General features: G+C 61.9%; 27 protein-coding genes. 7 read left to right on the top strand and 20 right to left on the bottom strand.

Going from position 1 to position 25,495, the window contains the following annotated elements:
* Positions 1-179: 179 nt before the first annotated feature.
* The 4 genes from K3762_RS01670 to K3762_RS01655 form a co-directional block, all read right to left on the bottom strand.
* Positions 180-1,361: an amino acid aminotransferase gene (locus K3762_RS01670; RefSeq protein ID WP_260011149.1), complete on the bottom strand. Its 1,182-nt coding sequence runs from the start codon at positions 1,359-1,361 to the stop codon at positions 180-182.
* A 33-nt stretch (positions 1,362-1,394) separates the two neighbouring features.
* Positions 1,395-2,249 (bottom strand): 3-mercaptopyruvate sulfurtransferase, encoded by an 855-nt coding sequence (gene sseA / locus K3762_RS01665; RefSeq protein ID WP_260011146.1) that lies wholly within the window; start codon positions 2,247-2,249, stop codon positions 1,395-1,397.
* A 259-nt stretch (positions 2,250-2,508) separates the two neighbouring features.
* Entirely contained in the window at positions 2,509-2,997 is a 489-nt protein-coding gene (smpB, locus tag K3762_RS01660) for an SsrA-binding protein SmpB (RefSeq protein ID WP_067266812.1), read from the bottom strand.
* 47 nt (positions 2,998-3,044) lie between these two features.
* Positions 3,045-3,863: a sulfotransferase family protein gene (locus K3762_RS01655; protein WP_132444077.1), complete on the bottom strand. Its 819-nt coding sequence runs from the start codon at positions 3,861-3,863 to the stop codon at positions 3,045-3,047.
* Between K3762_RS01655 and K3762_RS01650 the strand changes: the two genes are divergently transcribed.
* The 3 genes from K3762_RS01650 to K3762_RS01640 all read left to right on the top strand — a co-directional run bounded on the left by K3762_RS01650 (position 3,772) and on the right by K3762_RS01640 (position 6,232).
* On the top strand, positions 3,772-3,969 hold the full coding sequence (locus K3762_RS01650; RefSeq protein ID WP_260012847.1) for a hypothetical protein: 198 nt from the start codon (positions 3,772-3,774) through the stop codon (positions 3,967-3,969). The genes K3762_RS01655 and K3762_RS01650 overlap by 92 nt on opposite strands.
* 63 nt (positions 3,970-4,032) lie before the next feature.
* A complete protein-coding gene (locus tag K3762_RS01645; protein WP_132444076.1) occupies positions 4,033-5,610 on the top strand; it encodes a DUF5928 domain-containing protein in 1,578 nt (525 codons plus the stop codon).
* A 109-nt stretch (positions 5,611-5,719) separates the two neighbouring features.
* The gene (locus K3762_RS01640; RefSeq protein ID WP_165935542.1) at positions 5,720-6,232 is read left to right on the top strand and encodes a PepSY domain-containing protein; all 513 of its coding nucleotides are present in this window, start codon (positions 5,720-5,722) and stop codon (positions 6,230-6,232) included.
* A 116-nt stretch (positions 6,233-6,348) separates the two neighbouring features.
* On the opposite strand, the gene K3762_RS01635 is transcribed toward K3762_RS01640, so the two are convergent.
* From K3762_RS01635 to K3762_RS01625, 3 genes are all read right to left on the bottom strand, one after another.
* Positions 6,349-8,859: a cation:proton antiporter gene (locus K3762_RS01635; RefSeq protein ID WP_260011140.1), complete on the bottom strand. Its 2,511-nt coding sequence runs from the start codon at positions 8,857-8,859 to the stop codon at positions 6,349-6,351.
* 76 nt (positions 8,860-8,935) lie between these two features.
* Positions 8,936-9,565, bottom strand: coding sequence for a DUF1523 family protein (locus K3762_RS01630; protein WP_120349950.1), 630 nt, complete (start codon positions 9,563-9,565; stop codon positions 8,936-8,938).
* 128 nt (positions 9,566-9,693) lie between these two features.
* The gene (locus K3762_RS01625) at positions 9,694-10,482 is read right to left on the bottom strand and encodes an alpha/beta hydrolase (RefSeq protein ID WP_260011136.1); all 789 of its coding nucleotides are present in this window, start codon (positions 10,480-10,482) and stop codon (positions 9,694-9,696) included.
* 91 nt (positions 10,483-10,573) lie between these two features.
* Between K3762_RS01625 and K3762_RS01620 the strand changes: the two genes are divergently transcribed.
* The gene (locus K3762_RS01620) at positions 10,574-12,049 is read left to right on the top strand and encodes an NAD-dependent succinate-semialdehyde dehydrogenase (RefSeq protein ID WP_260011133.1); all 1,476 of its coding nucleotides are present in this window, start codon (positions 10,574-10,576) and stop codon (positions 12,047-12,049) included.
* Positions 12,050-12,107: 58 nt separating this feature from the next.
* Here the strand turns inward: K3762_RS01620 and K3762_RS01615 are convergent, their stop codons facing one another.
* From K3762_RS01615 to K3762_RS01575, 9 genes are all read right to left on the bottom strand, one after another.
* Positions 12,108-12,365 carry a DUF6525 family protein gene (locus tag K3762_RS01615; RefSeq protein ID WP_260011131.1) on the bottom strand — a complete coding sequence of 86 codons (258 nt, stop codon included), beginning with the start codon at positions 12,363-12,365 and terminating at the stop codon, positions 12,108-12,110.
* Positions 12,366-12,380: 15 nt separating this feature from the next.
* On the bottom strand, positions 12,381-13,055 hold the full coding sequence (locus tag K3762_RS01610) for a metal-binding protein ZinT (RefSeq protein ID WP_260011128.1): 675 nt from the start codon (positions 13,053-13,055) through the stop codon (positions 12,381-12,383).
* Positions 13,056-13,241: 186 nt separating this feature from the next.
* Positions 13,242-13,796, bottom strand: coding sequence for a hypothetical protein (locus K3762_RS01605; protein WP_260011126.1), 555 nt, complete (start codon positions 13,794-13,796; stop codon positions 13,242-13,244).
* Positions 13,797-14,043: 247 nt separating this feature from the next.
* The gene (locus K3762_RS01600; protein ID WP_067631156.1) at positions 14,044-14,514 is read right to left on the bottom strand and encodes an Hsp20 family protein; all 471 of its coding nucleotides are present in this window, start codon (positions 14,512-14,514) and stop codon (positions 14,044-14,046) included.
* 149 nt (positions 14,515-14,663) lie between these two features.
* Entirely contained in the window at positions 14,664-15,494 is an 831-nt protein-coding gene (locus K3762_RS01595) for a trypsin-like serine peptidase (RefSeq protein ID WP_409202461.1), read from the bottom strand.
* A 49-nt stretch (positions 15,495-15,543) separates the two neighbouring features.
* Entirely contained in the window at positions 15,544-16,872 is a 1,329-nt protein-coding gene (glcF, locus tag K3762_RS01590) for a glycolate oxidase subunit GlcF (protein ID WP_132444068.1), read from the bottom strand.
* A 13-nt stretch (positions 16,873-16,885) separates the two neighbouring features.
* A complete protein-coding gene (locus K3762_RS01585) occupies positions 16,886-17,254 on the bottom strand; it encodes a hypothetical protein (protein WP_132444067.1) in 369 nt (122 codons plus the stop codon).
* Positions 17,251-18,369: an FAD-binding protein gene (locus K3762_RS01580; protein WP_132444066.1), complete on the bottom strand. Its 1,119-nt coding sequence runs from the start codon at positions 18,367-18,369 to the stop codon at positions 17,251-17,253. The genes K3762_RS01585 and K3762_RS01580 overlap by 4 nt, the downstream gene beginning before the upstream one ends.
* Entirely contained in the window at positions 18,366-19,817 is a 1,452-nt protein-coding gene (locus tag K3762_RS01575; RefSeq protein WP_132444065.1) for an FAD-linked oxidase C-terminal domain-containing protein, read from the bottom strand. The genes K3762_RS01580 and K3762_RS01575 overlap by 4 nt, the downstream gene beginning before the upstream one ends.
* A gap of 184 nt (positions 19,818-20,001) precedes the next feature.
* Here K3762_RS01575 and K3762_RS01570 point away from each other — a divergent pair, with 184 nt between their 5' ends.
* Positions 20,002-20,358 carry a hypothetical protein gene (locus K3762_RS01570; RefSeq protein ID WP_132444064.1) on the top strand — a complete coding sequence of 119 codons (357 nt, stop codon included), beginning with the start codon at positions 20,002-20,004 and terminating at the stop codon, positions 20,356-20,358.
* Positions 20,359-20,381: 23 nt separating this feature from the next.
* Here K3762_RS01570 and rlmH read toward each other — a convergent pair whose 3' ends face one another.
* The 3 genes from rlmH to K3762_RS01555 form a co-directional block, all read right to left on the bottom strand.
* The gene (rlmH, locus tag K3762_RS01565; protein WP_067940986.1) at positions 20,382-20,852 is read right to left on the bottom strand and encodes a 23S rRNA (pseudouridine(1915)-N(3))-methyltransferase RlmH; all 471 of its coding nucleotides are present in this window, start codon (positions 20,850-20,852) and stop codon (positions 20,382-20,384) included.
* 23 nt (positions 20,853-20,875) lie between these two features.
* Complete coding sequence (rsfS, locus tag K3762_RS01560; protein WP_067631153.1) at positions 20,876-21,247, bottom strand: ribosome silencing factor; 372 nt, start codon at positions 21,245-21,247, stop codon at positions 20,876-20,878.
* Positions 21,248-21,431: 184 nt separating this feature from the next.
* The gene (locus K3762_RS01555) at positions 21,432-22,787 is read right to left on the bottom strand and encodes a mechanosensitive ion channel family protein (protein ID WP_120349938.1); all 1,356 of its coding nucleotides are present in this window, start codon (positions 22,785-22,787) and stop codon (positions 21,432-21,434) included.
* A gap of 278 nt (positions 22,788-23,065) precedes the next feature.
* On the opposite strand from K3762_RS01555, the gene leuC reads away from it, so the two are divergent.
* Complete coding sequence (gene leuC / locus K3762_RS01550; RefSeq protein ID WP_067940991.1) at positions 23,066-24,472, top strand: 3-isopropylmalate dehydratase large subunit; 1,407 nt, start codon at positions 23,066-23,068, stop codon at positions 24,470-24,472.
* Positions 24,473-24,510: 38 nt separating this feature from the next.
* Here the strand turns inward: leuC and K3762_RS01545 are convergent, their stop codons facing one another.
* Positions 24,511-24,726, bottom strand: coding sequence for a DUF2945 domain-containing protein (locus K3762_RS01545; protein ID WP_067268510.1), 216 nt, complete (start codon positions 24,724-24,726; stop codon positions 24,511-24,513).
* 80 nt (positions 24,727-24,806) lie between these two features.
* On the opposite strand from K3762_RS01545, the gene leuD reads away from it, so the two are divergent.
* Positions 24,807-25,412, top strand: coding sequence for a 3-isopropylmalate dehydratase small subunit (gene leuD, locus K3762_RS01540; protein WP_120349936.1), 606 nt, complete (start codon positions 24,807-24,809; stop codon positions 25,410-25,412).
* Positions 25,413-25,495: the final 83 nt, after the last annotated feature.

Raw genomic sequence — 25,495 nt, 5'->3', positions numbered from 1 at the left:
TTGAAAAATTGATTCTAAAATTTGCCTGACCTTAAGTTTTCGCTCAAGGTACTCAATCCGGGCAATCGGACCAAGTTCTGTTTTAATGTAGACATTACGGGGGCATAGTGCCCAGTTATGTTATCAACGCTTGGGTCGGCAGGATGTTCGGGCCGCGGCAGGCGCGGCCCGAAATAGCGTTAGATGCCTACGTCGATGATCGCGCGGGCCAGAATTGGCACGCTGTTTTGGTTCAACCCTGCGATGTTCATACGGCTGTCACCAACCATGTAGATGCCATGCTTTTCGCGCAGCGCTTCGACCTTGTCCGGGGTGGTGCCAAGGCGCGAGAACATGCCCCGGTGCTGGGCGAGGAACCCAAAGCGGTCCGACCCGGACAGGCGCTGCAATTCACCGGCGAGCTGCTCACGCAGGGCAAGCATGGCGTTGCGCACGTCTTCCAACTCGGCCTGCCAGTCGGCCTTGAGCGCGTCATCGGTCAGGATGGTCGAAACGATCCGCGCGCCGTGGTCGGGCGGGAAGCTGTAGTTCTGGCGGTTGAGAAAGGCCAAGGTGGCTTGGTTCAGCCCTTGGGCCGCCTCAGAAGCGACCAGCATCAGGATGCCGGTCCGCTCTCGGTAGATACCGAAGTTCTTGGAACAGCTTGCCGCGATCAGGCATTCGGGCACCGAAGACGCCACTTTGCGGGTCGCGGCGGCATCGGCTTCCAGCCCGTCGCCAAAGCCCTGATAGGCGATGTCGATCATCGGCACGGCACCGGTGCTTTGCAGCACTTCGATCACCGCGTCCCATTCACTGCTGTTAAGGTTCGCGCCGGTTGGGTTGTGGCAGCAGCCATGCAGCAGCACCACATCGCCCTTTTTGGCGGTTTTGAGATCTTCGATCATCCCATCGAAGTTCACGCCGCCGGTCGCGCTATCGAAATAGCGGTAGTTGACCACTTCTATGCCCAGATAGGACAGGATCGACAGGTGGTTCGGCCATGTCGGGTCAGAGACGAAAACGCGCGCTTCGGGGTTGGCCATGCGCACCAGTTCAAACGCCTGACGCACCGCGCCGGTCCCGCCGGGGGTGGCGGCGGCGGCAATCGCACCGCGCGGCACGGCATCGCCCAGCACAAGCGCGGCCATCGCGTTGGTATAGGCCGGATCACCAGCCAAACCGGTGTAGACCTTGGTGTCTTGGTTTTCCCAGATGCGCTGCTCGGCGGCTTTGACGGCGCGCATCACCGGGGTGTTGCCGCTGGCGTCTTTGTAAACGCCGACGCCGAGGTCGATCTTCGTGTCACGCGGGTCTTCGCGGTAGGCCTGTACAAGGGCGAGGATCTTGTCAGCGGGTTGCGCCTTGAGCGTCTCGAACATGGGGTTCTCCGGTTGGAAGGTAACTAAAAAGGGTTAAGCCGCGCCGGTGGCGACGGGCACGGTGGGGAACATGCCCCACTCAGCCCATGAGCCATCATAGAGCGACCATTTGCGGTGACCCACCCGCTCCAGCGCCAGCGCCAGCACGGCGGCGGTGATGCCCGACCCGCAAGAGGTGATGACGGGTTTGGCAAGGTCCACGCCCGCCGCCTCGAAAATGGCGCGGGTCTGTTCGGGGGTCTTCATCGTTTTGTCGTCGTTTAGCAATTCGGTGAAGGGCACATTGCGTGCGCCGGGAATATGGCCTGCGCGCAGCCCTTCGCGTGGCTCTGGCGCATCGCCGCGGAAGCGGGCGGCTGCGCGGGCGTCCACGATCTGCGGATCGCCGAGTTTCGAGGCATGGGCGACCTGCGTCACATCGCGCACCAACTGGTTCTGAAAGCGCACGGTCATGTGGCGGTCGCGCGGCACGGGCGGCATATCTTCGGTTTCGCGCCCCTCGGCCTGCCATTTGGGCAGACCACCATCGAGCACGGCGACATTCTCCTGCCCCATCAGGCGGAACAGCCACCAGACACGCGCCGCCGACATCAGCCCGGCGCCGTCATAGACCACCACCTGATGCCCATCACCCACGCCCATCGCGCGCAGGCGCGACATGAATTTTTCGATCGGCGGCGCCATATGCGGCAGGTCCGACCGCGCGTCAGAGATCTCTTCAATGTCAAAGAACCGCGCGCCGGGGATATGGGCGGCGTCATACTCGGCCTTTGGGTCGCGTCCGGCGTCGGGCAGATACCACGAGGCATCAAGGATGCGCAGGTCCGGGTCTTTCAGGTGCTGAGCCAACCAGTCGGTTGAAACCAATGTCTTGGGATCGTCGGCCATCGGGGCCTCCTTCGTCGCGGGCGTTGCCCTTGACTATAACCGGTAGGGGATGCTGGCAAGTGGAAGGGGGTTTGAGAGGTGTAAGGAGGGCCATCGCCTGCCCGTGGGGTGGCGATGCTACGGGCTGTTGGCACCATTTTATGGTTCAGCTTTGATGTGTGCCGTCAAGGAGGCGCCCGCCTCACCAAATCGCCAGCCCGCCGGTACGGGCAGGCGATGGCCCGGCGCCTGCGGCTTGATTCCGGGCCTGCCGTGCGTATCAGCCATGATCCTTCAACAACCGCTGCTTCTGCCGCGACCAATCACGTTTCGCCGCCGTCTCGCGCTTGTCATGCAGCTTCTTACCCTTGGCCACACCGATCTTGATCTTCGCCATGCCGCGATGGTTAAAATACATCACCAGCGGCACCAGCGTCATGCCCTTGCGCTGCGTCGCGTTCCACAGGTCCGCCAATTGCTTGCGGCTGACCAGCAGCTTGCGGCGGCGGCGTTCCTCATGCTGAAAGGTCTTGGCCTGCTTATAGGGCGCCACGTAAGAGTTCACCAACCACAGCTCGCCATCCTCCACGGCGGCGTAACTCTCGGCGATATTCGCCCCGCCTTCGCGCAGAGATTTCACCTCGGACCCTTCAAGGATGATGCCGCATTCGATGTCTTCTTCGATAGCGTAATCAAACCGCGCACGGCGGTTTTCGGCGATCACCTTGTAGTTCGGATCGGATTTGGAGCTGGATTTGACCTGTGACATGCCAAAGCATGTAGAGCGCCCCCCGCCCCGGTGCAAGATGCAGCCGCTCAGTCACCCAGTTTGGCGTGCACCTCATCAAGATCAATCTCACCCACGGGCAGCTTGTTCCCCGGATTGTCGAAGTCATATTTGAACAGATCGAAGTCGCGCTTATAGATCTCGCGCATCAGATGCATCGACAGATCGTCAAAGTAATCCTCAACCGGATGCGCCCGCTTGGGCCCGTGGCCCTCGCTTTCGTTGAACCGGGGGATCGCCGCCAGATCAACCTTATGCGGCGTGTCCACGGCATCGAGCACCTGCTGCATGCCGTCGTTAAACTGCTCGGTCCAAAAGATATTATCGTAGGTGCCACCGTTGATGATGAAGGTGCTGACGTGCCCCGACACCGCAGACCAGTGAATGTCCGGGTCCATCGGCCGCCGCCAACGAATGGTATCACGCGCAAACAGCAAGAAACGCCGGAAACTCGCGATCTGGTCAAACTCCTGCTTGCCGTCATCGCCGCCCACGTCGATCCCGTATTTCTGAACCAGCAGCGGCACCAAATTGCCGCGATACCGCCGCCCATTGCGCTGGATGCCGCAAATCTTGTCAAAAAAGGACGACAGGACCCGCGTGTAGGGATTGCGCACGCAGGTAAAGGCATAGGACTTGCGCGCCGTCACATTATCGGTGATCGGCCCCTGCGATGCATCCAAGGCCCATTTGTGGATGCCTGCCTTGGCATCATGGATGTCGCCGTCAAAGAATTCGCCATGATCGGAATAAAACATGATCTGCCCGATGGTCGAACAGGCGCATTTGGGCACCACCCGGTACACCATGCTCTCGCTCTCCGTCATCCATGTTCCGGGAAAACCCATGCTCACTCGCCTCCTGCTGGCGCTGACTGTTTTAAGCAACAATCTGGCCTTCGCGCAAAAAAGCAAAGAAATGCTGTTTATTCAATCGGTCTTCACGATTAACTAGGTAAGTGATCCACGACAAAAGGCCGATGCAAGCGGGCCGCGACAAGGACATTCGGTATCCTGCATGGCGAAAATTGCCTATATCCTGCTGTGCCACAAGGATCCGGAGGCTGTTATCCGGCAGGCCGAGCGGCTGACCGCCGTGGGCGACTATATGGCGATCCACTTTGACGCTTCCGCCAGTGCCGAGGATTACGCCCAGATCACCGCCGCCCTTGGCGACAACCCCAGCGTCACCTTCCCGCGCAAACGCACCCGCTGCGGCTGGGGTGAATGGTCTTTGGTGCAGGCCACGCTGGATACGCTCACCGCCGCACTGCAAAGCTTCCCCCGCGCCACGCATTTCTACCTGATGTCCGGCGATTGCATGGCGATCAAATCGGCAGAATACGCGCATCAGTTTCTTGATGAGAATGACACCGACTTCATCGAAAGCGTGGATTATTTCGACAGCGATTGGATCAAGACCGGCTGGAAAGAAGAGCGGCTGATCTATCGCCACTGGTTCAACGAGCGCACACAGCGCAAGCGGTTCTACGCGATGTTCGAGGCCCAGAAACGCCTTGGCCTCACCCGCAAAATCCCCGCCGACCTTCAGGTGCAAATCGGCAGCCAATGGTGGTGCCTGCGCCGCCGCACCATCGAGGCGCTGATGGCATTCACCCATCGCCGCCGCGACGTGATGCGCCTTTTCCGCAGCACATGGATCCCGGATGAGACCTTCTTTCAAACCCTCGTGCGCCACCTCGTCCCCGAGGCCGAAATCTCCAACCGCAGCCTGACCTTCCTGCTGTTCTCCGACTACGGCATGCCGGTCACATTCTACAACGATCACTACGATCTGCTGCTCGGTCAAAACCACCTCTTCGCGCGCAAAATCAGCCCCGAAGCGCTGGACCTCAAACGCCGCCTCGGCCTGCTCTATGCCGCCCAAGGCGTGCAATTTCAGATCAGCGACGAAGGCCGCAACCTATTCGACTTCCTCACCGCAAGGGGCCGCATCGGCCGCCGCTTCGCCCCCCGCTTTTGGGAGACCGAAGCCAGCCTTGGCCGCGAGCGTGAATTGCTGATCATCCTCGCCAAGAAATGGCATGTCGCCAAACGGCTCGTCGGTCGGATACGTCAGGAAACCGGCCTCCCGGCGGTGGATTTCCTCTTCAACGAAGAAGACACCCCCCTGCCCGATCTCGGCGGCATTCAAACCTCGCTGGAAAAACGCACCCGCCACCGGCGCGCCTTGATGCGGATGCTTTATGACTACTACGACAGCAGGCGGCTAATCGTCTGCATTGATACATCCAACCTCGACCTGCTGCGCGATTTCGCCTCAGATCGCGCACAGGTGCGCATGCTCGAAGTCGAATGCAAGCTGACAGATGCCTATCTCACCGGCCACGCCCTGCGCATCGGCCTGACCGGGGAACAGACCTCGCAGGAAAACCTCTCGCGCCTGCTGCCTACAATCCGGGGGAACATGCTGCATGAGGTCGACCAGATCCGTGACGCGCAGTTTGAAAATTATACGCGCCTCTCTGAATACGCCGACACCGAAACGAACGCCGCAGCCCTCGCGCGCTTTCTCAACGTGAGCGAGGACAAGGCCCGCGCAATCGCCCAGAGCGACAACCTCTTCGCGGATTAACGCGGGCCTCCCTGCCCCATGGAACACCCCGCTTTGCCAAGCGTTGAACCGCGAACGCCGTCGCCCAATAGGGGGCCGGCAAACCGCAACACATTTCATGAGGTTTCCCATGCCACATAAGTTCACCGCCCTTGCCGCATCTCTCCTGATCGCCCCCGCTGCGCTCTTCGCCCAAGAGACCGCCCCAGAGGCCGAGCGCGTCAGCATGTCCCAGGCCATCAAAGCCGCACAAAGCAGCATCGACGGCGGCGTACTGGAAGCCGAGATCGAAACCGAAGGCGACGCGCTGGTCTATGAAATTGACCTTGTCCGCGGCGAGGCTGTCTACGAAATCACCGTCAACGCCGCAACCGGCGAGGTGATCTCGCAATCCGAAGAACAGCTCACCAGCTTCCTCAGCGGCCTCTTCCAAGAAGATGAACTGCGCGCCGCTGGCACCTCCCGCGATGTGCTGATGAAAGCGCTGGCCGAACTCGAAGGCCAAGACGGCACGAGGATCGAGGAACTCTCGCTCGACGATGAAGATGACCGCATGGTCTATGAGGTCGAACTGACCGATGCGACAGGCGAACGCGAGGTGCTGATTGACGCCTCCACCGGCGAAATCACCCAAGACGACTAACCTCACCCCCAAGGTGCGGCCGCCCCTACCGGCCGCACCCCCCCTATCTTCATCCTTTTTCAAATACCGGTGCGCAACACCGGCCCCAAACACCCCGTCCGCGATTGCCAAGCAGCCTATCCAGCCCCGCCCCCCGAAATCAAATCCACCGGATCGATGCCGCGCTTTTCTGCGCTGGCCCGCACCGCGTCGCGCAGTGCCGCACTCCGTTCCAGCAGGCGGCGAAAGCGGTCTTCGTCCAGCACCAAAAGCGTTGTCGGTGCGATGGCGCGGACGTCCACCCGGCGCACACGGTTCGTCAGGATCGCCATCTGGCCAAACATCTCCCCCCGACCCAATCGCCAAGTCTGACCTGCACTTTCCAACTCGACCGCGCCCGAGGCGATGAAAAACACGCTGCGTGCAGGGCTTTCCTTGTGCAAAACCACATCGCCGATATCTACATAGCGGGTTTTGAGCACCCGACCGAGCCGTTTGAGCGCGCCCTCACCCAGATCCGTAAACAGCGGAAACTGTTCGATAAAAGCGCCGCGCCGCACGGCAAGGTCAAGGCCCGGACGCCCCTCTGCCGCCGTGCGCCGCGTGGCCAATTCCTGCATCAGCGCGGTATAGACCTCAGCCCCGAACAGCCCGTCTTCGCGCATCAACGTGTATTCACGTTCTTCCAGCCGCAGCGCTGTACGGCGGATGAAACGCCGCTCAAGTTCCTCGGCATAGCCCGGATACTGCAGCCGCAGCCCCTCTAGCGCGGTTTCGATGCCTTCGATGCGGCGCGCCAGCAGATCGTGCAGCAATTCCGCCACCCGCCGCCCGTGAATGCGGCGAATACGCCCATCGATAAAGGTGCCCAGATCGCGCAGGATCAGCCGCTGCGACAGCAGCATTTCAAAGCGGTCCGCCGTCATCCGCGCCAAGGGCCCCGAAACGCCGTAGCGCCCGTGCAGCACCGCCGCCGCGCGAAAGGTGCGCCCATAGGCCACGCTGCGCCGCGCCGCGCGCTGGTACCCGCTGCGGCCTTGGGTCCGCGCCCCTTCGATCAGCCGGTCCGCATCCGAGAGCACCAGATCAGCCATCCGGGCCGAGATCGTCCGCTCCCGCACCCGCGCGAGGATCGTGTCGCGCTCGTGCCCTGCCAGCGCGATGAGACCAAGCGCGATCCGGTCCCGGTCAAGGATATCGGTCGCCTCCTCCGCGGTCTTGACCGCCGTCTCAAGCCGTTCGCCAAAGCGTTTGGCTTCGGAGCGCACGATATCCCGGTTCAGATCGTAATTCTCGGTCGTTTGGGCCACGTCTTCGCGCACGGTCTGCAGGGCCACGGCGATCACCTGCCGCGACAGCGCGTGATCGATGGGCGACAGTTGATCCAGCCCCAGCCGCCCGATGATCCAACGCAGCGTCGTACCTTGGGCCAGCAGGGTAAAGAGCGTAAAACCGGTGGCCAAGATACCCACGATCCGCTGGATATCATCCGGCACCCGCACGCTTTCCGTCACCGCCAGCGCCAGCGCCAGCGTAACCGCCCCGCGCAGCCCACCCCAAAGGATCGCCGCGCGGTACGGCCGCTCAACTGGCGGAGAAAGCTTTGCCGCGGTCAGCAAGGGTAGCAGACCAAAAAGGATCACCGCGCGTGCGAAGATGGCAGCCATCACAACCATGGCAATGAGGAAAAAGTCCTCTAGCCGGACTTCCTCCAGCAGACGCGGGATCAGCAGGGCAGCGAGGATAAAGATGAGCGCCCCCGCCCAATGGGCCAACACATCCCAAAGCTCACGCAGGTTGGTCAGCGCCTGCGGCGGCAGCCGTCCCGGCGCGGTCAGGTTCAGCGTCAGCCCTGCCGCGACCACGGCGATCACCCCAGACGCACCAACGCTTTGCTCCGCCACGATATAAGCCAGATAGGGCAACGCGACCGAGATCGACTGCTGCGCCAATTCATGCCGTGCGAACAGCGCCATGACCCAAACCGCGACCCGCGCGCCCAGCCAGCCCACCAGTGCCCCGCCCGCGATCAACATCGGAAATTGCGCAAGTGCGCTGCCCAGTTCCGGGTCGGGAATGCCCAGCATGACATAGCCCATGAACAGACCGAAAAGGGCGATGGCGGCGGCGTCGTTCAGCAGGCTCTCACCCTCAATGATCCGCGCCAACCGCCGCGGGGCCGAGATCGAGCGAAAGATCGAGACCACCGCCGAAGGGTCCGTGGTCGAAACGATCGCCCCGATCAGGAGGCAGGCCGCCAGCGGGATGGCACTGACCCAAAACAGCGCGTAGCCAATGCTAACGGTCGCCACCACCACGGCCACCACGGCCAGCACGAGAATGGGCACCCAGTCATCCACCATGCGCCGCAGGTTCATCCCCAGCGTCGCCTGAAACAAAAGCGTCGGCAGGAAGACATACAGGAAGACGTTAGACCGGATCGGCAGCCCCAGAATGGCCGCCGCCATCGGATTCAGCGCATCCGTCAGATCGGTGCGCAGGAAAAAGATCGCCGAGGCCCCGATGAGGATCCCCACGACCGCAAGGATCACGCTGAATGGCAGTTGCAACCGCGCGGCAAAGGGTTCCGCCAAGCCGATAACGACAAAGAGCGACGCAATGATTGTGGTGACGAGGATGATGTCCATATAGGATGGAATACCAGAATTTAGCTGAATGCGGGACGCTACCTGCCCCGCTCAGCGTTTACAGTTCTTGGTGAGGTTACTTCCGCGCGCGTCGTTCGGCACGCCACCGGGCAAAGCGCCCTCGGCGCGCGGCGAAGTCATCCTCGATCGCCTCGATCCTTGGGTCCAACCGCGCGCGGCGGAACCGCCGCCAGCGCACCCAGATGGCATAGAACAGGGCCGCCACGAGGGTCAGCACGATGATGGTCACAAAGGGGATACCCTTGCTCGCCTCCGGCCCCTCGACCGCGCGGAGCGAAATGGCATTGGGGTAGATCGACAAAAGCTCACTGCGCCAACCGTAATGTTTCAGCGCATAATACTGCGGCGCGCCGGTGGTGCTGCGGGCATCCGCCGCCTCGGCCTGAAGGTTGGCGGTGTCGAATTTGAAATAGGGCGGCCAGCCCCAGCCGGTGTCTTCGTTGCGGTAAACCATGACATCGCCCTTGGCGCGGCGGGTCTGGATGAAAAAGACATCGCGGTTGACCGCTAGCCCGGCACTATCCGTCGCAGAGCCGGCCCAGAAGATCGAACTGTTGCCGAAGTCGATCCGCTTTTCATAGGTGTCCGTGACGCGGACGATATCGGTCTGCGGCAGGGTATAATGGAAGAACGCCGCCACCAGCACCCAGACGGTCACCCAGAACACCCATTTAACGATTCTCATCTTCGGCCCTTTCAATTGCGTCGCGTGGCCGAACAGGGGCCTTTGCCCCTCTGACATAGTGTTTCTGCGGCACTGCGGCAAATGCCTTACGTGCATTAACGCAGGGCATCTGCCGTAAAATTTGGGGCTTAGCTGCCCAATAGCGCTTTGGTCAGACCGCTGTCCGGCTCGGCCAGCGGGTCGATCACGTCAAAATGGTGCTTGCCCTCGGCCACGACCTGTTTCGCGCCCCAACTGCGGGCGAAATTCTCGGCCTGTTCAAGGAAGGCGGGCCGCTCCTGAGCGCCCACCCAGACGGTGACATCAACGCCGTGCGGCGGGGTCATGTTCATCGGGCTTTCGGCCTCGGCCTCGGCCTCGTCCAGCCGCAGGGTGTCGTTCATCTGGGTCTGTAGCAGCGGGGCAAGGTCAGCCACGGGCGAGATTGGCACGATCCGCGTGATCCGGTCGCGCACCTCGGCCCCGAGCAGCAGGGGGTCGGTCATGCGCGCCACCAAATGCCCGCCCGCCGAATGGCCCGACAGAACGATGGTGCCCTGTGTGCGGTTCGCCACTTCGGTCAGCGCAGCGGCGATCTGCGTGGAGATCTCAGAGATACGCACATCGGGGCAAAGGTCATAAGACGGCATCGCCACGGCATAGCCCCGCGCCAGCGGACCGGCGGCCAGATGCGACCAATAGCTCTTGTCGAAGGCCTTCCAATAGCCGCCATGCACGAAAACCACCGTGCCGCGCGAGACGCCCTCGGGCTGGAAGAAATCGAACTTCTGACGGTCCGAGGGGCCGTAGCGCACATTCAACTGCGCCCGCGCCCCCAATGATGCGCGGAATGCCTCCGCCTCCTTTTCCCAGCGGGGCGGAAAGCCGTCGGCCCCGTCGATATTGGCAGCATTTGCATAGGCGTCATCTAGCATCATTTGGGTCTCCCACCCCGGATTTGATCAAACTGAACTGGACAATCATACTCGTTGTTGCTTTGGAGGCTATAGAGAATAGCGGAGAGATGACATGACTGATGCTAAGACGGATCTGAAATCACTGCTGAAAGACCCCAGCCTGCTTGAAACCCGCGCCTATATCGGTGGCCAATGGGTCGACGGTGAAGACGGCACCTTTGACGTGACCAATCCCGCGCGGGGCGATGTCATCGCACAGGTCGCCGACCTCAGCCGTGCACAGGTCGCGGGTGCGATTGCCCAAGCCGAAAAGGCGCAAAAAGACTGGGCCAGCTGGACCGGCAAGGAACGCGCGGCAGTGATGCGCAAATGGTTCGACCTGATGATGGAGAACCAAGACGATCTGGGCACCATCCTGACCGCCGAACAGGGCAAACCGCTGGCCGAAGCCAAGGGCGAGATCGCCTATGGCGCCTCCTTCATCGAGTTCTTCGGTGAAGAAGCCAAGCGCGTCTACGGCGAGATGATCCCCGGCCACCAGCGCGACAAGCGCATCATGGTGATGAAGCAGCCCATCGGCGTTGCCGCTTCGATCACGCCGTGGAACTTCCCCAATGCGATGATCACCCGCAAGGCGGCCCCCGCGCTGGCGGCGGGCTGTTCCTTCGTGGCACGTCCGGCGGCTGAGACACCGCTCTCGGCCATCGTCATGGGTGTGCTGGCCGAACGTGCGGGCATTCCGGCGGGCGTGTTCAACGTGCTGCCGTCCTCCTCGTCTTCGGCTGTGGGCAAGGAATTCTGCGAGAACCCCGCCGTGCGCAAGCTGACCTTCACCGGCTCCACCGAGGTTGGGCGCATCCTGCTGAAACAGGCCGCCGATCAGGTGATGAAATGCTCCATGGAACTGGGCGGCAACGCGCCGTTCATCGTCTTTGACGACGCCGATCTTGATGCCGCCGTCGAAGGCGCGATCATGTGCAAGTTCCGCAACAATGGCCAGACCTGCGTCTGCGCCAACCGGATCTATGTGCAGGCGGGCGTCTATGACGAATTCGCGGCCAAGCTGAAGGACCGGGTGAGCAAGATGAAGGTCGGCGACGGCCTCGAAGAGGGCACTGACCTTGGCCCGCTTATCAACCCCGAAGCCTCGGACAAGGTACGCGAGCACATCAAGGATGCGGTCGACAACGGGGCCGAGATCATTTTAGGTAGCGCCAAGGACGACATGGGCGGCAACTTCTTCGGCCCGACCATCGTGACCGGCGTGACGCAAGACATGAAGGTCGCCAAGGAAGAGACATTCGGCCCCCTCGCGCCGCTGTTCAAGTTCGACGATGTGGACGACGTGATCGCCATGGCGAACGACACGATCTTTGGCCTTGCCTCTTACTTCTATGCCAAGGACCTCAGCCGCGTCTACAAGGTGGCCGAGGCGCTGGAATATGGCATCGTTGGCGTGAACACCGGCATCATCTCGACCGAGCTTGCGCCCTTTGGCGGGGTCAAGCAATCCGGCCTTGGCCGCGAAGGCAGCCACCACGGGATCGAAGACTACCTTGAGATGAAATACGTCTGCCTGTCGGTCTAAGCACCTGAGACGATTGATAGAACGGGGCGTGCCTAGGGCGCGCCCCGTTTGTTTTTGCTCAGTTCTGCAACCGGTCCTGCGCCAGCATCCGGTGCTCTGCGCGGCTTAGGTGGAGGTCGGCCCCCACCGCATCGCCTTCGCAACGCTGCAAGGCCCGACACCACAGCCGATGGGCTGACTGCGGCGACCATGGCAGCGCCGCCTGCGCCAGCCATGCCCTAAGCGGGGGCGGCAATCGGTCATAGGCCGCCATCGGATCCCCCTGACGCCGCCGCTGTTTCAGCCCGCTTCGCAGGTTTCGCTTTCTGCCAGACATGCTGGATGGCCGCCCTTAATGCGCTTGCATATCCGCCGCGATCTCAGACGCGCTCATCTCGGCGGGGAAATAGGTCGGCCAATTTGTCAATTCCTCTAGAACCTTGGCGCGATCGTCACCCCAGTAGAGGTGGTAGTGATCGGCCTTTTGCGGTGCGATGATGTGGTCGCTGAACTGGATAAAGCCCGGCGCTTCGGCATCGCCACCCTCTTTGGCAAAGACATAGCGCACGCCGCGGTTGCCCTTTTCGTAGGTCAGCACTTCGTAGCCATCACTGGCATAGCGCCCCTGCACCGGATCCCCGTCCCGAAAGAAGGTCACGGCGTTGCCCTCGATGGTGATGCGGTCCACATCCGTGGCATAGCCGACATCGTAATAGGCTTTGTACTCCGCCGCTGTTTTGTCGCTGTCTTCGGCCTTGTGCTGCATCACCTCGTCCAGCGCGCCCTGCTGCAAGAGCGGGTAGACCGATTGCCATTCACCCGCCCAATCTGACAGGGGCCGGTCCTTGATCTGTGCGTCATCGAAATAGCCTTTGTAGATGTCGTCTTGGCCGTGGGCATGGTCATGCGCATGGGAATGGTCGTGGTCATGCGATGCCTCTTTCGTATCGGAGAAGGCGGGGGCCGAAAGGGCAATGCCAGCGCTGAGCGTCAGAAAGAAAAGCGGGGATGCGGATGTGTGGGGCATGTCGTTCTCCGTGATGTAACGTGGGTCATGATTCGATATGTTATATCATAACTATTGCGAGGTACCCGCCCCCCAAGACATTTGCAAGCCGACAAGCACCCTGCCCCGGCACATAAAAAAGCCGACAGCACTTTCGTGCTGCCGGCCTCCGGGCGGGGGAGAGAAACGCCCTGGGAGTGACCCGTCTTAGTTGGTCCGGGTCTGCGCCGCGTTGCCCGCATTCACTTGCTGGGTCAGGGCTGCGGCGAATTCTTCGCCTGTCATGCCGATGACAAGTTGGCCTTCGGCGTCAACATCTTGGTCGATCTGCACGACTGCGCGGTCGCTATCGGCAGCGAAATCATTGGCCAGATCGATGGAATAGCGCACAGAGCCATCGGCCTGTGGTTCCGCATTGGAAATCGTGCCAATGACAGTGTCGTCCGACGCGACGGCCACGGTGCTGCCATCCAGCGCGATATCGACATCCGTGTCGCTCTCGCCCGGCATGCTCTCAGCGACCCGGTCTTCGACGTTCAGATCGGTGTCGGCCGAGATGGCGCTATCGGCGCCCGCCGCGACACCAGCACCGGTCGCAGTGTCGGCCATATCGGCGCCTACACCGGCGTTTGCTTCGGCATTCACATCAGCGCCAACGCCGACATCGGCGGTCTGAGCCTGTGCAGCAATCGGGGCGGCCATAAGCGCCGTGACAGCCGTGGTCAGGGTCAGCTTGCGTAGGGAATTTGCATAGTTAGTCATGGTTCTTCCTTTCATTGCGCGTGCGGTACTCTGCACGCTGTTGCCCGAGCACGCCTGCCCGGTCCCCCACTCAACCCGACAGCTTTCGCATGGTTTCCCCCGCCCTGCTGCGCAGCAGAAAGCCGCCGTTTTCGCGCCCCACCTTCGGCAGATATTCTCCCACGAAGGGGCCCCCTCAAGCGCCGTTGCCAACAAAAAAAGGCCCGCTGGATAGCGGGCCTTCATAAAGCTCGGCATGGAACCGGGCTTAGTTCACGGATTTGGCGTCAACCACGTCCTTGTCGATCGACTTCACCTCGGAAGAGATGGCGATCTGGCGTGGTTTCAGGGCCTCAGGCACCTGACGCTCAAGCTCGATATGCAGCATGCCGTTGGCATGGGCCGCGCCGATCACCTGAACGTGGTCCGCCAAATGGAAGCGGCGTTCAAAGGCGCGGGTGGCGATGCCACGGTGCAGGTAGGACTTGGCCTCATCCTCATCAGCCTTGCGGGCCGAAACGATCAGCGCCTTCTCACGGACTTCGACGCTCAGGTCGCTGTCGGAGAAACCAGCCACGGCGATCGAGATGCGGTAGGCATCGTTATCAAGCTTTTCGATATTATACGGGGGATAGCTGGGGGTGGCCCCATCATTTGTCAGAACCCGGTCCATCATGTTGGCGATCTGGTCAAAACCAACGCTGGAGCGGTAAAGGGGTGCGAAATCAAAACTACGCATGTGTTCATCCTCATCAGTGAGCGATTGACATATCGGGCCTTCCACCATTGGACAGACCCGGTTTTTCAAGTGCCGAAGCCCTATTGAGGCACCTCGGCAAAGCTCATGTGGGATGGGTTCTGCGCGCTTTCAAGTCTTGGGCCACAGATTTACGGGCGGATGAATTTCGCCCCGGTGCCACGCTCTTCTCCGACCCGGATGCGTTTGCCTGCCGGGTTGGAATCCAGAAACACACCTTTGCCCGCCACCAGTTCCGCTTGCAGCAACGCCAAGGGCGCGCCCAGAGCGGTGCCAAGGGATACCTGCGTGCCCTCGACCTCGGCCTTGGCCGAAACGACTGAGACGATATGCGCCTCACCTGCGACAATGCTAAAGATCGGCGCGCCGCTGGAGCCGAAATCGACCGCGCAGGAGGTCACCAGAACCCCTTCCTGCTGGGCCAGCACCTTGCAGACCTCTTGCAGGGACGGCGCCTCGGCCCGGTCGCGGGCATAGCTGACCACGCCCACGTTGTCGCCGGGACGCGGACGTGCGGCGGTGCCAAAGGGCCGGATCGTCGTGTTGCGGATGGGGCGGGAGAGTTCCAAGAGCGCCAGATCGTTGCGCACCCGGCCCGAGGAGACCTCACCATCATAGACGTAGTCGGGGTGCACCACGGCGCGGCGGATATCGCGGTAGGCACCGGCGCGGCCATTGCGCCAACCGGCAAGGAATTGCACCTCGCCATGGTCGATCCGGGCCTTGGTTTCGCGGTCAAACAGGCAATGCGCGGCGGTCAGCACCAGACGCGGAGCGATCAACGTGCCGGTGCAAAACCCGGTGCCGCCGATGTCGAGACGGCCCACGGCCTCCCAAGCGGCGGCGTCCACACCGTTGTCAAGCGCCTTGAGCGCACTGTCTTGGGCCAGCGCCGCCGTGGCGAAGGTAAATACGCCGAGAATAGCCGCCAACAATTGTCGCAAAATGCACCTCAAAACCATGTCCACTTTGGCGGATATAGGGGAGTTGCGGCGAAAATACGGCGTAGGCTTAACGCAAACGCGGCACCTGCGCGGGCGCATCGGGATCACGGCTGAGCGCGGGTGGTTTTGGCCCACCGCAGGCCCAATCCAGCAGTTCGACGCTATGCACCACAGGCACCCCGGTGCCCGATCCGATCTGCATCATGCAGCCGATGTTGCCCGCCGCGATGACGTCTGGGGATTTCGCCTCTAGCGTCTTGATCTTGCGTTCTTTCAGCTTTGCCGAAATCTCGGGCTGCATCAGGTTATAGGTGCCCGCCGAGCCGCAGCAGAGGTGACTGTCCGCCGGTTCTACCACCGTAAATCCCGCCTGTTTTAGCAGCGTCTTCGGCGTGGCCTTGATCTGTTGCCCATGTTGCAGCGAACAGGCCGCGTGATAGGCGACGACCATGCCCTGCTCAGCCGGTTCGACAAAGGGCAGGTCCAACTCCGCGAGCAACTCCGTCACATCCTTTGCCAAGGCCGAAACCCGCGCGGCATCCTCTGCCAGTGGGTCATTGCGGAACATATGGCCGTAATCCTTGACCGTGGTGCCGCAGCCCGAGGTGTTGATCACGATGGCATCCAGCCCCTTGCCGTCCATCTCAGCACACCACGCGCGGATGTTGCGGGCGGCATGGGCGTGGCTTTCATCGGTCCTGCCCATGTGATGGGTCAGCGCGCCGCAACAGCCCGCGCCTTCGGCTACCACCACTTCGCAGCCCGCGCGGGTCAGCAACCGGATCGTGGCGTCATTAATATCGGTGTTCAGGGCCTTTTGCGCGCAGCCGGTCATCAGGGCCACACGCCGCAGCGGTTTGCCCTGAGCCGGGAAGCTTTGCGGATCGTCATTGCGGCTGACCGGAGGGATCGTTTTTGGCGCCATCTCAAGCATTGCGCGCAGCCGGGCGTCGGGCATCAGCCGCGCGAAAGGCCGCCCGATCTTGGCCCCCAATAGCGCCAGTCGAAAGCGTGTCGGATAGGGCAGGATCCGCGCCAGCATCCAGCGCAGCGCGCGTTCGCCTAGGGGCCGTTTATACCGTTCCTCGATATAGCTGCGGGCGTGATCGACCAGATGCATGTAATGCACGCCCGAGGGGCAGGTCGTCATACAGGCAAGGCAGGACAGGCAGCGGTCGATGTGCTGGACCGTCTTTGGGTCAGGATCACGGTCATTCTCAAGCATGTCCTTGATCAGGTAAATACGCCCGCGCGGGCTGTCCAACTCATCGCCCAAGACCTGATAGGTCGGGCAGGTCGCCGTGCAGAAACCGCAGTGCACACAGGCGCGCAGAATGTCGTTGCTGCGCTGCGTGTCAGGATCCTGCAATTGCTCGGGGGTAAAGGTGGTTTGCATGGATGCTCCGTTACTATGTGCTGCGCATCAGATTGGCGAGGACAAGGCCGAACCAAGGAACCGTCGTGCCTACGGCCCCCAAAACCCCGCTCCACCGGCGCATGGCGGGGCGCGGATCGGCGCGGCGCAGTGCTTGGACCACCAGCGCGATCACCCCGATCCAAGCGGCCCAGAGGGTGAGGGCGATGACCCCCAGCAACCACGGGCTGTCGCTCCAATAGCGCAGCAGTCCATAGCGCAGGCCGGTGGCGAATAAAAAGGCGGCCAAGACCATCGCCCCCAAGGTGCGGACGGCCCGCAGGGAAGGCGGCACGGCGATCAACGCCTTAAACAGAAACGGGCCGATCAGAAAAACGATGAGAAAGACCAGCATCAATGTCATGGGGTCAGCGCCAAGGCTTCGGCGTTGAAGATGCCGCGCGGGTCGAACTTGGCCCTCAGCCCCGCCGTCAACCGCGCCACGCCCGGCGCTTCGGGTTCCTGCCGGGGCAGCAGAGTCTGCGCCGCGCTTTCGGCCCGCAATAGGGTCGCGTGACCGTCATACCGCCCCAACCGCGCGCGCAGGTCGGTGCCGGGCGCCATGCGCAGCCAGATCAGCCCCCCGGCCCAGTCATAAAGATGTGCCTCGGCCCCGGCTTTTGCCGCCAGCGCGGGGGCCTCGGTCGGGCGGCAGTGCACCCGCCAGACATCCCCCGCCGCCCCATGAAAGGTCGCAACATCGCGCAAATCGCGCCAGAGGGTCGCGGAGGGCTCTGCGTCCAGCACCTCAAGCTCGGCCCCCGTTGCGGCCAGCAAATCCTTCAGCCGCCCCGTCCGGTAGGAGACCGAGGTCTCAAACCCCTCCAACCGCAGAAACGACCGCCCCTGCGCCGGATCATGTGCCGCGCCGGTAACCTCAAAGGGGCTGCGCATGGCCAGCGCCATGGCGGCGATGGCAGCGGCGTCGTCCAGCCCCGAAAGCACGAGCGTTGCGCTGGTTTCCGGGGTGGGCAGCACCTTTAGCGACACCTCGGTCACGGCCCCCAAGGAACCGCGCGACCCGGCCATCAGCTTGACCAGATCATAGCCCGTGACGTTCTTCATCACCCGGCCCCCGTTCTTAATAACGTTCCCCTGCCCATCGACAAAACGCACGCCCAACAGGAAATCCCGCGCGGCCCCCACAGCAAGCCGCCGCGGGCCGCTAACGTTGGCCGCAAAGACCCCGCCGATGGTCGGCGTGCCACTGCAGCCCATAAGCGCGCGGTGGTCCATCGGTTCAAAGGCCAGCCGCTGCCCTTCGGCGGCCAATGTCGTCTCAATCTCGGAGACCGGCGTGCCTGCCTGCGCCACCAGCGTCAGCGCGCCCGGCTCATAGAGGCTGATGCCCCGCAATCCGGCAAGCGACAGGTCCGCCCCCGGCCCGGCCATGCCGCGCGTATTGCCGCCCCGCAGGGACAAGGGCGCCTGCGCACTGCGGATCGCCTCGACCAATTCTGCCTCAGAGGTTACCGTCACGCAGCCACCGATGCGCCGCTGCCACGCCGCCCTTCCGTGACATCCAACGGAAAGACCTTGGCCGGGTTCAAAAGCCACGCCGGGTCAAACACATCTTTCACCGCCAACTGCGCCTCAAGATCCGCCGGGGCATATTGCACATGCATCAGATCGCGCTTTTCGATGCCCACGCCATGCTCCCCGGTCAGACAGCCGCCCGCCTCGACACAAAGCCGCAGGATATCCGCGCCGAAGGCTTCGCATTTTTCCAAATCGCCTGGTTTGTTGGCGTCAAACAGGATCAGCGGGTGCATATTGCCGTCGCCTGCGTGAAAGACGTTGCCGACTTTAAGGCCATAGCTGTCCGACATCTCGCCAATGCGTCGCAGCACCATCGGCAGTTCGTTCACCGGGATCGTGCCATCCAGACACATGTAGTCGTTGATCTGCCCCATCGCGCCAAAAGCCGATTTGCGCCCCAGCCAGATCGCCGCGCTTTCTTCGGCGCTGGTGCTTTCGCGCAGTTCCACCGGGTTGTGGCGGCGGGCGATCTCGGTGATCAGGGCAAGCTGGTGATCAATCTCGGCGTCGGAGCCTTCAACCTCGACGATCAGCAGCGCCTCGCACATCGGGTAGCCTGCATGGGCGAAAGCCTCCGTCGCCTCGATACAGGGGCGGTCCATGAATTCGATCGCAACCGGCAGCACACCCGCCTTGATGATGTCGCTGACACAGGCCCCCGCCACGGCGTTATCGTCAAAGCCCATCAGCACGGGCCGCGCGCCTTCGGGTTTGGGCAGGATGCGCAGGGTGGCTTCGGTCACCACGCCCAGCTGTCCTTCGGAGCCGCAGACCAGCCCCAGAAGGTCCAGCCCGCCTGCATCCATATAGCCGCCGCCGATTTCAACCACGTCGCCATCCATCATCACCATCGTGACGCCCAGCAGGTTGTTCGTGGTGACCCCGTATTTCAGACAATGCGCCCCGCCTGAATTCATCGCGATATTGCCCGCGATGGCGCAGGCCAACTGGCTGGAAGGGTCTGGCGCGTAGAAGAACCCATCCTCCTCTACCGCGCCGGTCACGCTGAGATTGGTGCGCCCGGTCTGCACCCGCATGAGCCGGTTGTCATAGTCTACCTCAAGCACCTCGGCCATGCGGGCCACCCCCAGCACAACACTATCGGCTGTGGGCAGCGCCCCACCGGCGAGCGAGGTGCCCGATCCGCGCGGCACGACAGGCACGCCCTCCTCATGACATATCCGCAGCACGGTGGAGACTTCTTGGGTGCTGGCCGGAAGGGTCACGGCCAAAGGGGGGCATTTATAGGCTGTGAGCGCGTCGCATTCATAGGCGCGGGTCTCATGCGGGTCGTCAATCACGGCATTGCGGGGCAGCGCCGCACGCAGCCGCGCCACGACTCGCGCCTTGCGCGCAATGATCCCGGCATCCGGTGTTGGCATCTGCATCGCGGTCCCTCCTCTTACCCGCAGCATAAAGACTATGCCACAGGTTTGACCAGACTGCCGCGCGCTTGGTGCAATTGCACCACTAATTTGCAGCCTCACGGTGAATTGCGCGGAGCCGCGCTGTGCTTACCTTGGAACCCATCCGAAATGCGCTATATTCAGTTTGTTGTTTTATTGGTGCCACATGTTCAAACGCAGCCTCATTCTCATCCTATTGGCTCTTGCCATGCCGGCCTTGGCCGATCCGCCAGACATTTTGAATGTCACGGTCGATCGACAGGGGGATCTGTGGAAATTTGACGTTACCATCCGCCACAACGACAGCGGTTGGGATCACTATGCCGATGCTTGGCGCATTCTGGACCCCGAGGGGGAGCCTTTGGGCACGCGCAATCTGGCGCATCCGCACACCAAAGAGCAGCCTTTCACCCGTTCGCTGTCGGGCGTGCGCATCCCGGATGGGATGACTGAGGTGAGCATTCAGGCGCGCGACAGTGTGAGTGGCTGGTCGCCGGAATTGGTGACGATCCCGCTGCCCTGACCCCGCCCCTTGATCCCTAAGCCTCAGACCCGGTGATAAGGCCCGCCCGATAGTATCGCGGCGGCGCGGTATAGCTGTTCGGCCAGCATGACCCGCACCAGCATATGCGGCCAGACCATCTTGCCAAAGGACAGCGCGTGATCCGCCTCGGCGCGGAGACTGGGATCAATGCCATCCGCCCCGCCGATGACAAAGGCCAAATCGCCCCGCCCGGCATCACGCCATGTGCCAAGACGTTCGGCGAAAGCGGGGGAGGTTTCGACCTTGCCGCGCTCATCCAACACGCAGATCACCGCCCCTTGGGGGATGGCGCGCCGCAGCAGAACGGCCTCGGCAGCCATGCCGCCGTTTTTCTTATCTTCCATCTCGACCACACGCGCAGGACCAAGGCCCAGACCGCGCCCGGTCCGGTCGAACCGGGTGAGATAATCATCGACAAGAGTTTTTTCGGGACCGGCGCGAAGCCGGCCCATGGCGCAGAGATGTACCCGCATGGCTTAGTCCCGCAAAAGCAGGATCAGTGCGGCATGACCGCAGCCGCGTCTTCGCCGCCCAGCCACATCTTTTCGAGCTGGTAGAACTCACGCACTTCGGGGCGGAAGACATGCACAACAACGTCGCCTGTGTCGATCAAGACCCAGTCGCCGGTTTCGCGGCCTTCCATCTTGGACGTACGTCCGGTGGCGTCTTTGACGGCCTGCGCCAGCTTTTCCGAGATCGCCGAAACCTGCCGCGTGGAGCGGCCCGAGCAGATCACCATATAGTCGCCGATGGCCGTTTTGCCGCGCAGATCGATCTGCACGATGTCTTCGGCCTTGTCGTCATTCAGCGAGGAAAGGATAAGCGCCAGCAGGTCGTCGCTGGTTGCGATTTGCGAGGCGGCAGTCATTGCGGCCCCATGGTCAGCAGCCTGCGCTGCGTCAACGTTAAGAGACAGGACATTGTCCTCCTTCGTAATGCACCGCCAATGCTGAACGCTTGCCCCGGTGCCGAGCCCCCCTAATTTAGCGATATAGGCCAGATTTTTCAATGGACCCTATGCGCTCCGCGTGAACCGGGGCGCAAATCCCCGCCTAGTCAGGCAAATTCTCCGCCGCCGCCACCCTTGAGAGCGCCAATTGACTGTCTTCGATGACTTTCACCTCGCGCTGCGGGAAGGGGATGGAAATGTCGTTTTCCTTGAACGCATCCCAAAGCGCCAGATAGACATTGCCGCGAATGTTGGTCAGCCCGCCGGTCGGATCCTTGATCCAGAAGCGCAGGATGTAATCCACCGACGAATCGCCAAACCCGACGATATGGCAAACGGGCGCCTTGTAGCTTAACACCCGGTCGACGCCCTTGGCCGCATCGACCGCCAGTTTGCGCACCACATGCGGATCATCCGAATAGGCTGTGCCGAAATAGATATCGAGGCGCACAAAGTCATTGGAATGAGACCAGTTCACCACCTGCCCGGTGATCAGGTCTTCGTTCGGGATCAGGTATTCTTTGCCGTCCCGCGTGACCACAGAGGCATAGCGCGCGCCCAGTGTCTGGATCCAGCCAAAGGTCTCCCCCAGACTGATCACGTCGCCCGGTTTGATCGACTTATCGAGCAGAATGATCACGCCCGAGACGAGGTTCGACACGACCTTTTGCAGACCAAAACCAAGGCCCACACCGATCGCACCCGAGAGCACCGCCAGCCCCGTCAGATCAATCCCCACGGCCCGCACACCGATAAAGAACGCCAAACCATAGAGCAGGATCTGCACGCCCTTTACCGCCAGCACTTGCATCGACGGGCTGATGTCTTCGTTTTTACGGATCGTCGCGGCGGTTGTCGTGCTGGCAAGCCGCGCCATGGTCAGCAACGCGCCGACCACCACCAAAGCCGTCAGGACGGTCAATACCGACAGCCGGAACTCCCCAATCGTCAGCGCCACGTCATCCAGAAACACCGCCACATCGTCCGCGACATTCAGCATGTAGAGCGTGGCATAGATCCACAGCCCCCATGTCACCATGCGCCGTAGGGGGCGGTTGCGCACCAGACGCGCGGCAAAGGCGATGCCGACATAGATCGCCGCCAATGTCGCCGCCAAGCCGATAAGATAAGACCGGGATGGCCAAGTGACGTTCTGCATCACCTGATACAACAGCCCCGCCAGCAGCGCGAACCACATCAGCCCCAGCCGCCGCTTGACCTGCACCACCACCCGCAACTGCCACTTGGACCACCCTTCGCGCGAGCGGACCCAGTTTTGCAGCATCACGCCGGTGACCCGATGCAGGATCCACGCCAGCGCAACCAAGGCCAGCAAGATCAAAATCTGGTTCTGCCGCCAACCGGGGCTTAGGACGCTCTCACCAAAGCCGAGCACCCCATCGAACAAAGCCTGAAGCGATAGAAGGAAGTTCGAGAAAGGGTGGGACTCAGGGATCATGTACGGCCTTTGCAACTCAGGAAGATCACGGTTGCACAGGCTCCTCGCCAGAGCAAGAACCGCCGCGCGACCGGCCCCGCACACCGCCCCACGATGCCACCTTGCGAGACTCGCTCAGGGTCTATATCCAAGGCCCCATGATACTGGTGTTTGATCTTTGCGACCGTGCGCGTCTGCGCGAACGCTTTTTCGGCGCGACGCATAGCGTTCTGGCCCGACTATAAGCCAGCCCTCTCAGCCACACCCATAGCCATTCCAAACCACGGGAGAGGACCATCATGTCCCCCAAGACGCTTTACGATAAAATCTGGGACGCCCATGTCGTCCACGAAGCCGATGACGGTACCTGCTTGCTTTATATCGACCGTCACCTCGTCCACGAAGTGACCAGCCCGCAGGCCTTTGAAGGGCTGCGCATGTCGGGCCGTACCGTGCGCGCGCCGGACAAAACCATCGCCGTGCCGGATCACAACGTGCCAACCACCGAAGGCCGCGAAGACCCCGAGGCGATGACCGAGGACAGCCGCATTCAGGTTTCCGCGCTCGACAAAAACGCGCGCGAGTTCGGCGTGCATTATTACCCCGTCTCGGATGTGCGCCAAGGCATCGTGCATATCGTCGGCCCCGAGCAGGGCTGGACCCTGCCCGGCATGACCGTCGTCTGCGGCGACAGCCACACCGCGACCCACGGCGCTTTCGGCGCTTTGGCCCATGGCATCGGTACATCGGAGGTTGAGCACGTTCTCGCCACCCAGACGCTGATCCAGCGCAAGGGCAAGAACATGAAGGTCGAGATCACCGGCAAGCTGCGCCCCGGCGTCACGGCCAAGGACATCACCCTTTCCGTCATCGGCGCCACCGGCACCGCGGGCGGCACCGGCTATGTCATCGAATATTGCGGCGAAGCGATCCGCGACCTGTCGATGGAAGGCCGCATGACCGTCTGCAACATGGCGATCGAGGGCGGCGCGCGCGCGGGGCTGATCGCGCCAGACGAAAAGACCTTTGAGTATTGCAAAGGCCGCCCCCACGCCCCGAAAGGCGCACAATGGGAAGCGGCGATGGACTGGTGGAAAACGCTCTTCTCTGACGAAGACGCCCATTGGGACAAGGTCGTGACGCTGAAAGGCGAAGACATCGCGCCGGTCGTCACGTGGGGCACCTCGCCCGAGGACGTGCTGCCGATCACTTCGGTCGTTCCTGCGCCCGAGGATTTTAAAGGCGGCAAGGTCGACGCGGTGAAACGCGCGCTGGAGTATATGGACCTGACACCGGGCCAGAAACTGACCGACATCCAGATCGACACCGTCTTCATCGGCTCCTGCACCAATGGCCGCATCGAAGACCTGCGCGCCGCTGCCGCCGTGCTGAAAGGCAAGAAGATCAAAGACGGTTTGCGGGCCATGGTCGTACCCGGCTCAGGCCTCGTGCGTGCGCAGGCCGAAGAAGAAGGTCTGGCGGACATCTTCCGCGAGGCCGGTTTCGAATGGCGTCTTGCGGGCTGTTCGATGTGTCTGGCGATGAACCCCGACCAGCTTGCCCCCGGCGAACGCTGCGCGGCCACATCGAACCGCAACTTCGAGGGGCGTCAGGGCTATAAAGGGCGCACGCATCTCGTATCGCCCGGCATGGCCGCGGCGGCTGCTCTCACCGGTCATTTGACCGACGTGCGCGAATTGGCGTGACCGACCGGGGCGTGGATACCGGGCGCGTTGCGCAGGGCTCAGTCGGCCTTGCGCAACTCGCTGCCAGACTTCAGCACTTCGCTGCCGTCGTCCTGTTCGATCTTATAGGCCGGTTCGTCATCGCTCGCTTTGCGGGTCACCTCGCTGCCCTGCAGCTTCAGCGTGATCTTCTGCGTGTATTTCTTGACGATCTTGCCGGTCCCGGTGCCATTGCCCCAGTCCCATTCCACTTTCGTGCCAGTTTGGTACGACATGCCATGCCCTCCTGATACCCCATTTGCCTAGAACGCGCCGGTCAGCGGCGCGGTTCCCGCAATCTCCGAAGGATAACCCGATGGAAAAGTTTACAGAAATCACCGGCACCGCGGCTCCCATGCCGCTGGTGAACATCGACACCGACATGATCATCCCCAAGGTCTTTCTCAAAACGATCAAACGCTCGGGCCTTGGCGTGAACCTGTTCGACGAAATGCGCTATGACCGCGAAGGCAACGAAATCCCCGATTTCGTGCTGAACCAACCACAATACCGCGACGCGCAAATCCTTGTCGCAGGCGACAACTTCGGCTGCGGCTCCTCGCGCGAGCATGCGCCCTGGGCGATCAAGGATTTCGGCATCCGCTGCGTCATCGCGCCCAGCTTTGCGGACATCTTTCACAACAACTGCTTCAAGAACGGCATCCTGCCGATCGTTCTCCCGCAAGAGCAAGTCGACGTGCTGATGAAGGACGCCGAGAAGGGCTCCAACGCGCGGATGACCATTGATTTGGAAGGCCAGACTGTCACCACTTCGGACGGTGAGAAGTTCCCCTTCGAAGTCGATGCCTTCAAAAAGCACTGCCTGCTCAACGGTCTGGACGACATCGGCCTGACGCTTGAAAAGGGCACGGCGATCGACACCTATGAGGATTCGCTCAACCAGAGCCGTCCTTGGGTCTAAGGGCCATTTCTAAACTCAACTTGTGGGCGTAAATCCAGCGCCCACAAGATGTTGCGGCCTGCCATCAACCTGCCACGAAATTG

Origin of the sequence: Sulfitobacter sp. W074 (assembly GCF_025142275.1) — a bacterium.
GTDB classification, from domain to species: Bacteria; Pseudomonadota; Alphaproteobacteria; order Rhodobacterales; family Rhodobacteraceae; genus Sulfitobacter; species Sulfitobacter profundi.
Note: the sequence above shows the minus strand (reverse complement) of the source record. Positions and strands in the feature narration are given on the sequence as shown.

Bases quoted from the DNA above. Each gene is read 5' to 3' on its own strand.
- glcF (WP_132444068.1), bottom strand. From the start codon at position 16,872: ATGCAAACCACCTTTACCCCCGAGCAATTGCAGGATCCTGACACGCAG.
- leuC (WP_067940991.1), top strand. From the start codon at position 23,066: ATGTCCCCCAAGACGCTTTACGATAAAATCTGGGACGCCCATGTCGTC.
- K3762_RS01575 (WP_132444065.1), bottom strand. From the start codon at position 19,817: ATGCAGATGCCAACACCGGATGCCGGGATCATTGCGCGCAAGGCGCGA.
- K3762_RS01615 (WP_260011131.1), bottom strand. From the start codon at position 12,365: ATGTCTGGCAGAAAGCGAAACCTGCGAAGCGGGCTGAAACAGCGGCGG.
- K3762_RS01620 (WP_260011133.1), top strand. From the start codon at position 10,574: ATGACTGATGCTAAGACGGATCTGAAATCACTGCTGAAAGACCCCAGC.
- K3762_RS01570 (WP_132444064.1), top strand. From the start codon at position 20,002: ATGTTCAAACGCAGCCTCATTCTCATCCTATTGGCTCTTGCCATGCCG.
- K3762_RS01655 (WP_132444077.1), bottom strand. From the start codon at position 3,863: ATGGGTTTTCCCGGAACATGGATGACGGAGAGCGAGAGCATGGTGTAC.
- K3762_RS01595 (WP_409202461.1), bottom strand. From the start codon at position 15,494: ATGGTTTTGAGGTGCATTTTGCGACAATTGTTGGCGGCTATTCTCGGC.
- K3762_RS01600 (WP_067631156.1), bottom strand. From the start codon at position 14,514: ATGCGTAGTTTTGATTTCGCACCCCTTTACCGCTCCAGCGTTGGTTTT.
- K3762_RS01635 (WP_260011140.1), bottom strand. From the start codon at position 8,859: ATGGACATCATCCTCGTCACCACAATCATTGCGTCGCTCTTTGTCGTT.
- K3762_RS01630 (WP_120349950.1), bottom strand. From the start codon at position 9,565: ATGAGAATCGTTAAATGGGTGTTCTGGGTGACCGTCTGGGTGCTGGTG.
- K3762_RS01650 (WP_260012847.1), top strand. From the start codon at position 3,772: ATGATCTGCCCGATGGTCGAACAGGCGCATTTGGGCACCACCCGGTAC.
- K3762_RS01585 (WP_132444067.1), bottom strand. From the start codon at position 17,254: ATGACATTGATGCTGGTCTTTCTCATCGTTTTTCTGATCGGCCCGTTT.
- K3762_RS01670 (WP_260011149.1), bottom strand. From the start codon at position 1,361: ATGTTCGAGACGCTCAAGGCGCAACCCGCTGACAAGATCCTCGCCCTT.
- K3762_RS01605 (WP_260011126.1), bottom strand. From the start codon at position 13,796: ATGACTAACTATGCAAATTCCCTACGCAAGCTGACCCTGACCACGGCT.
- K3762_RS01610 (WP_260011128.1), bottom strand. From the start codon at position 13,055: ATGCCCCACACATCCGCATCCCCGCTTTTCTTTCTGACGCTCAGCGCT.
- rlmH (WP_067940986.1), bottom strand. From the start codon at position 20,852: ATGCGGGTACATCTCTGCGCCATGGGCCGGCTTCGCGCCGGTCCCGAA.
- leuD (WP_120349936.1), top strand. From the start codon at position 24,807: ATGGAAAAGTTTACAGAAATCACCGGCACCGCGGCTCCCATGCCGCTG.
- K3762_RS01645 (WP_132444076.1), top strand. From the start codon at position 4,033: ATGGCGAAAATTGCCTATATCCTGCTGTGCCACAAGGATCCGGAGGCT.
- K3762_RS01545 (WP_067268510.1), bottom strand. From the start codon at position 24,726: ATGTCGTACCAAACTGGCACGAAAGTGGAATGGGACTGGGGCAATGGC.
- rsfS (WP_067631153.1), bottom strand. From the start codon at position 21,247: ATGACTGCCGCCTCGCAAATCGCAACCAGCGACGACCTGCTGGCGCTT.
- K3762_RS01625 (WP_260011136.1), bottom strand. From the start codon at position 10,482: ATGATGCTAGATGACGCCTATGCAAATGCTGCCAATATCGACGGGGCC.
- sseA (WP_260011146.1), bottom strand. From the start codon at position 2,249: ATGGCCGACGATCCCAAGACATTGGTTTCAACCGACTGGTTGGCTCAG.
- K3762_RS01555 (WP_120349938.1), bottom strand. From the start codon at position 22,787: ATGATCCCTGAGTCCCACCCTTTCTCGAACTTCCTTCTATCGCTTCAG.
- smpB (WP_067266812.1), bottom strand. From the start codon at position 2,997: ATGTCACAGGTCAAATCCAGCTCCAAATCCGATCCGAACTACAAGGTG.
- K3762_RS01640 (WP_165935542.1), top strand. From the start codon at position 5,720: ATGCCACATAAGTTCACCGCCCTTGCCGCATCTCTCCTGATCGCCCCC.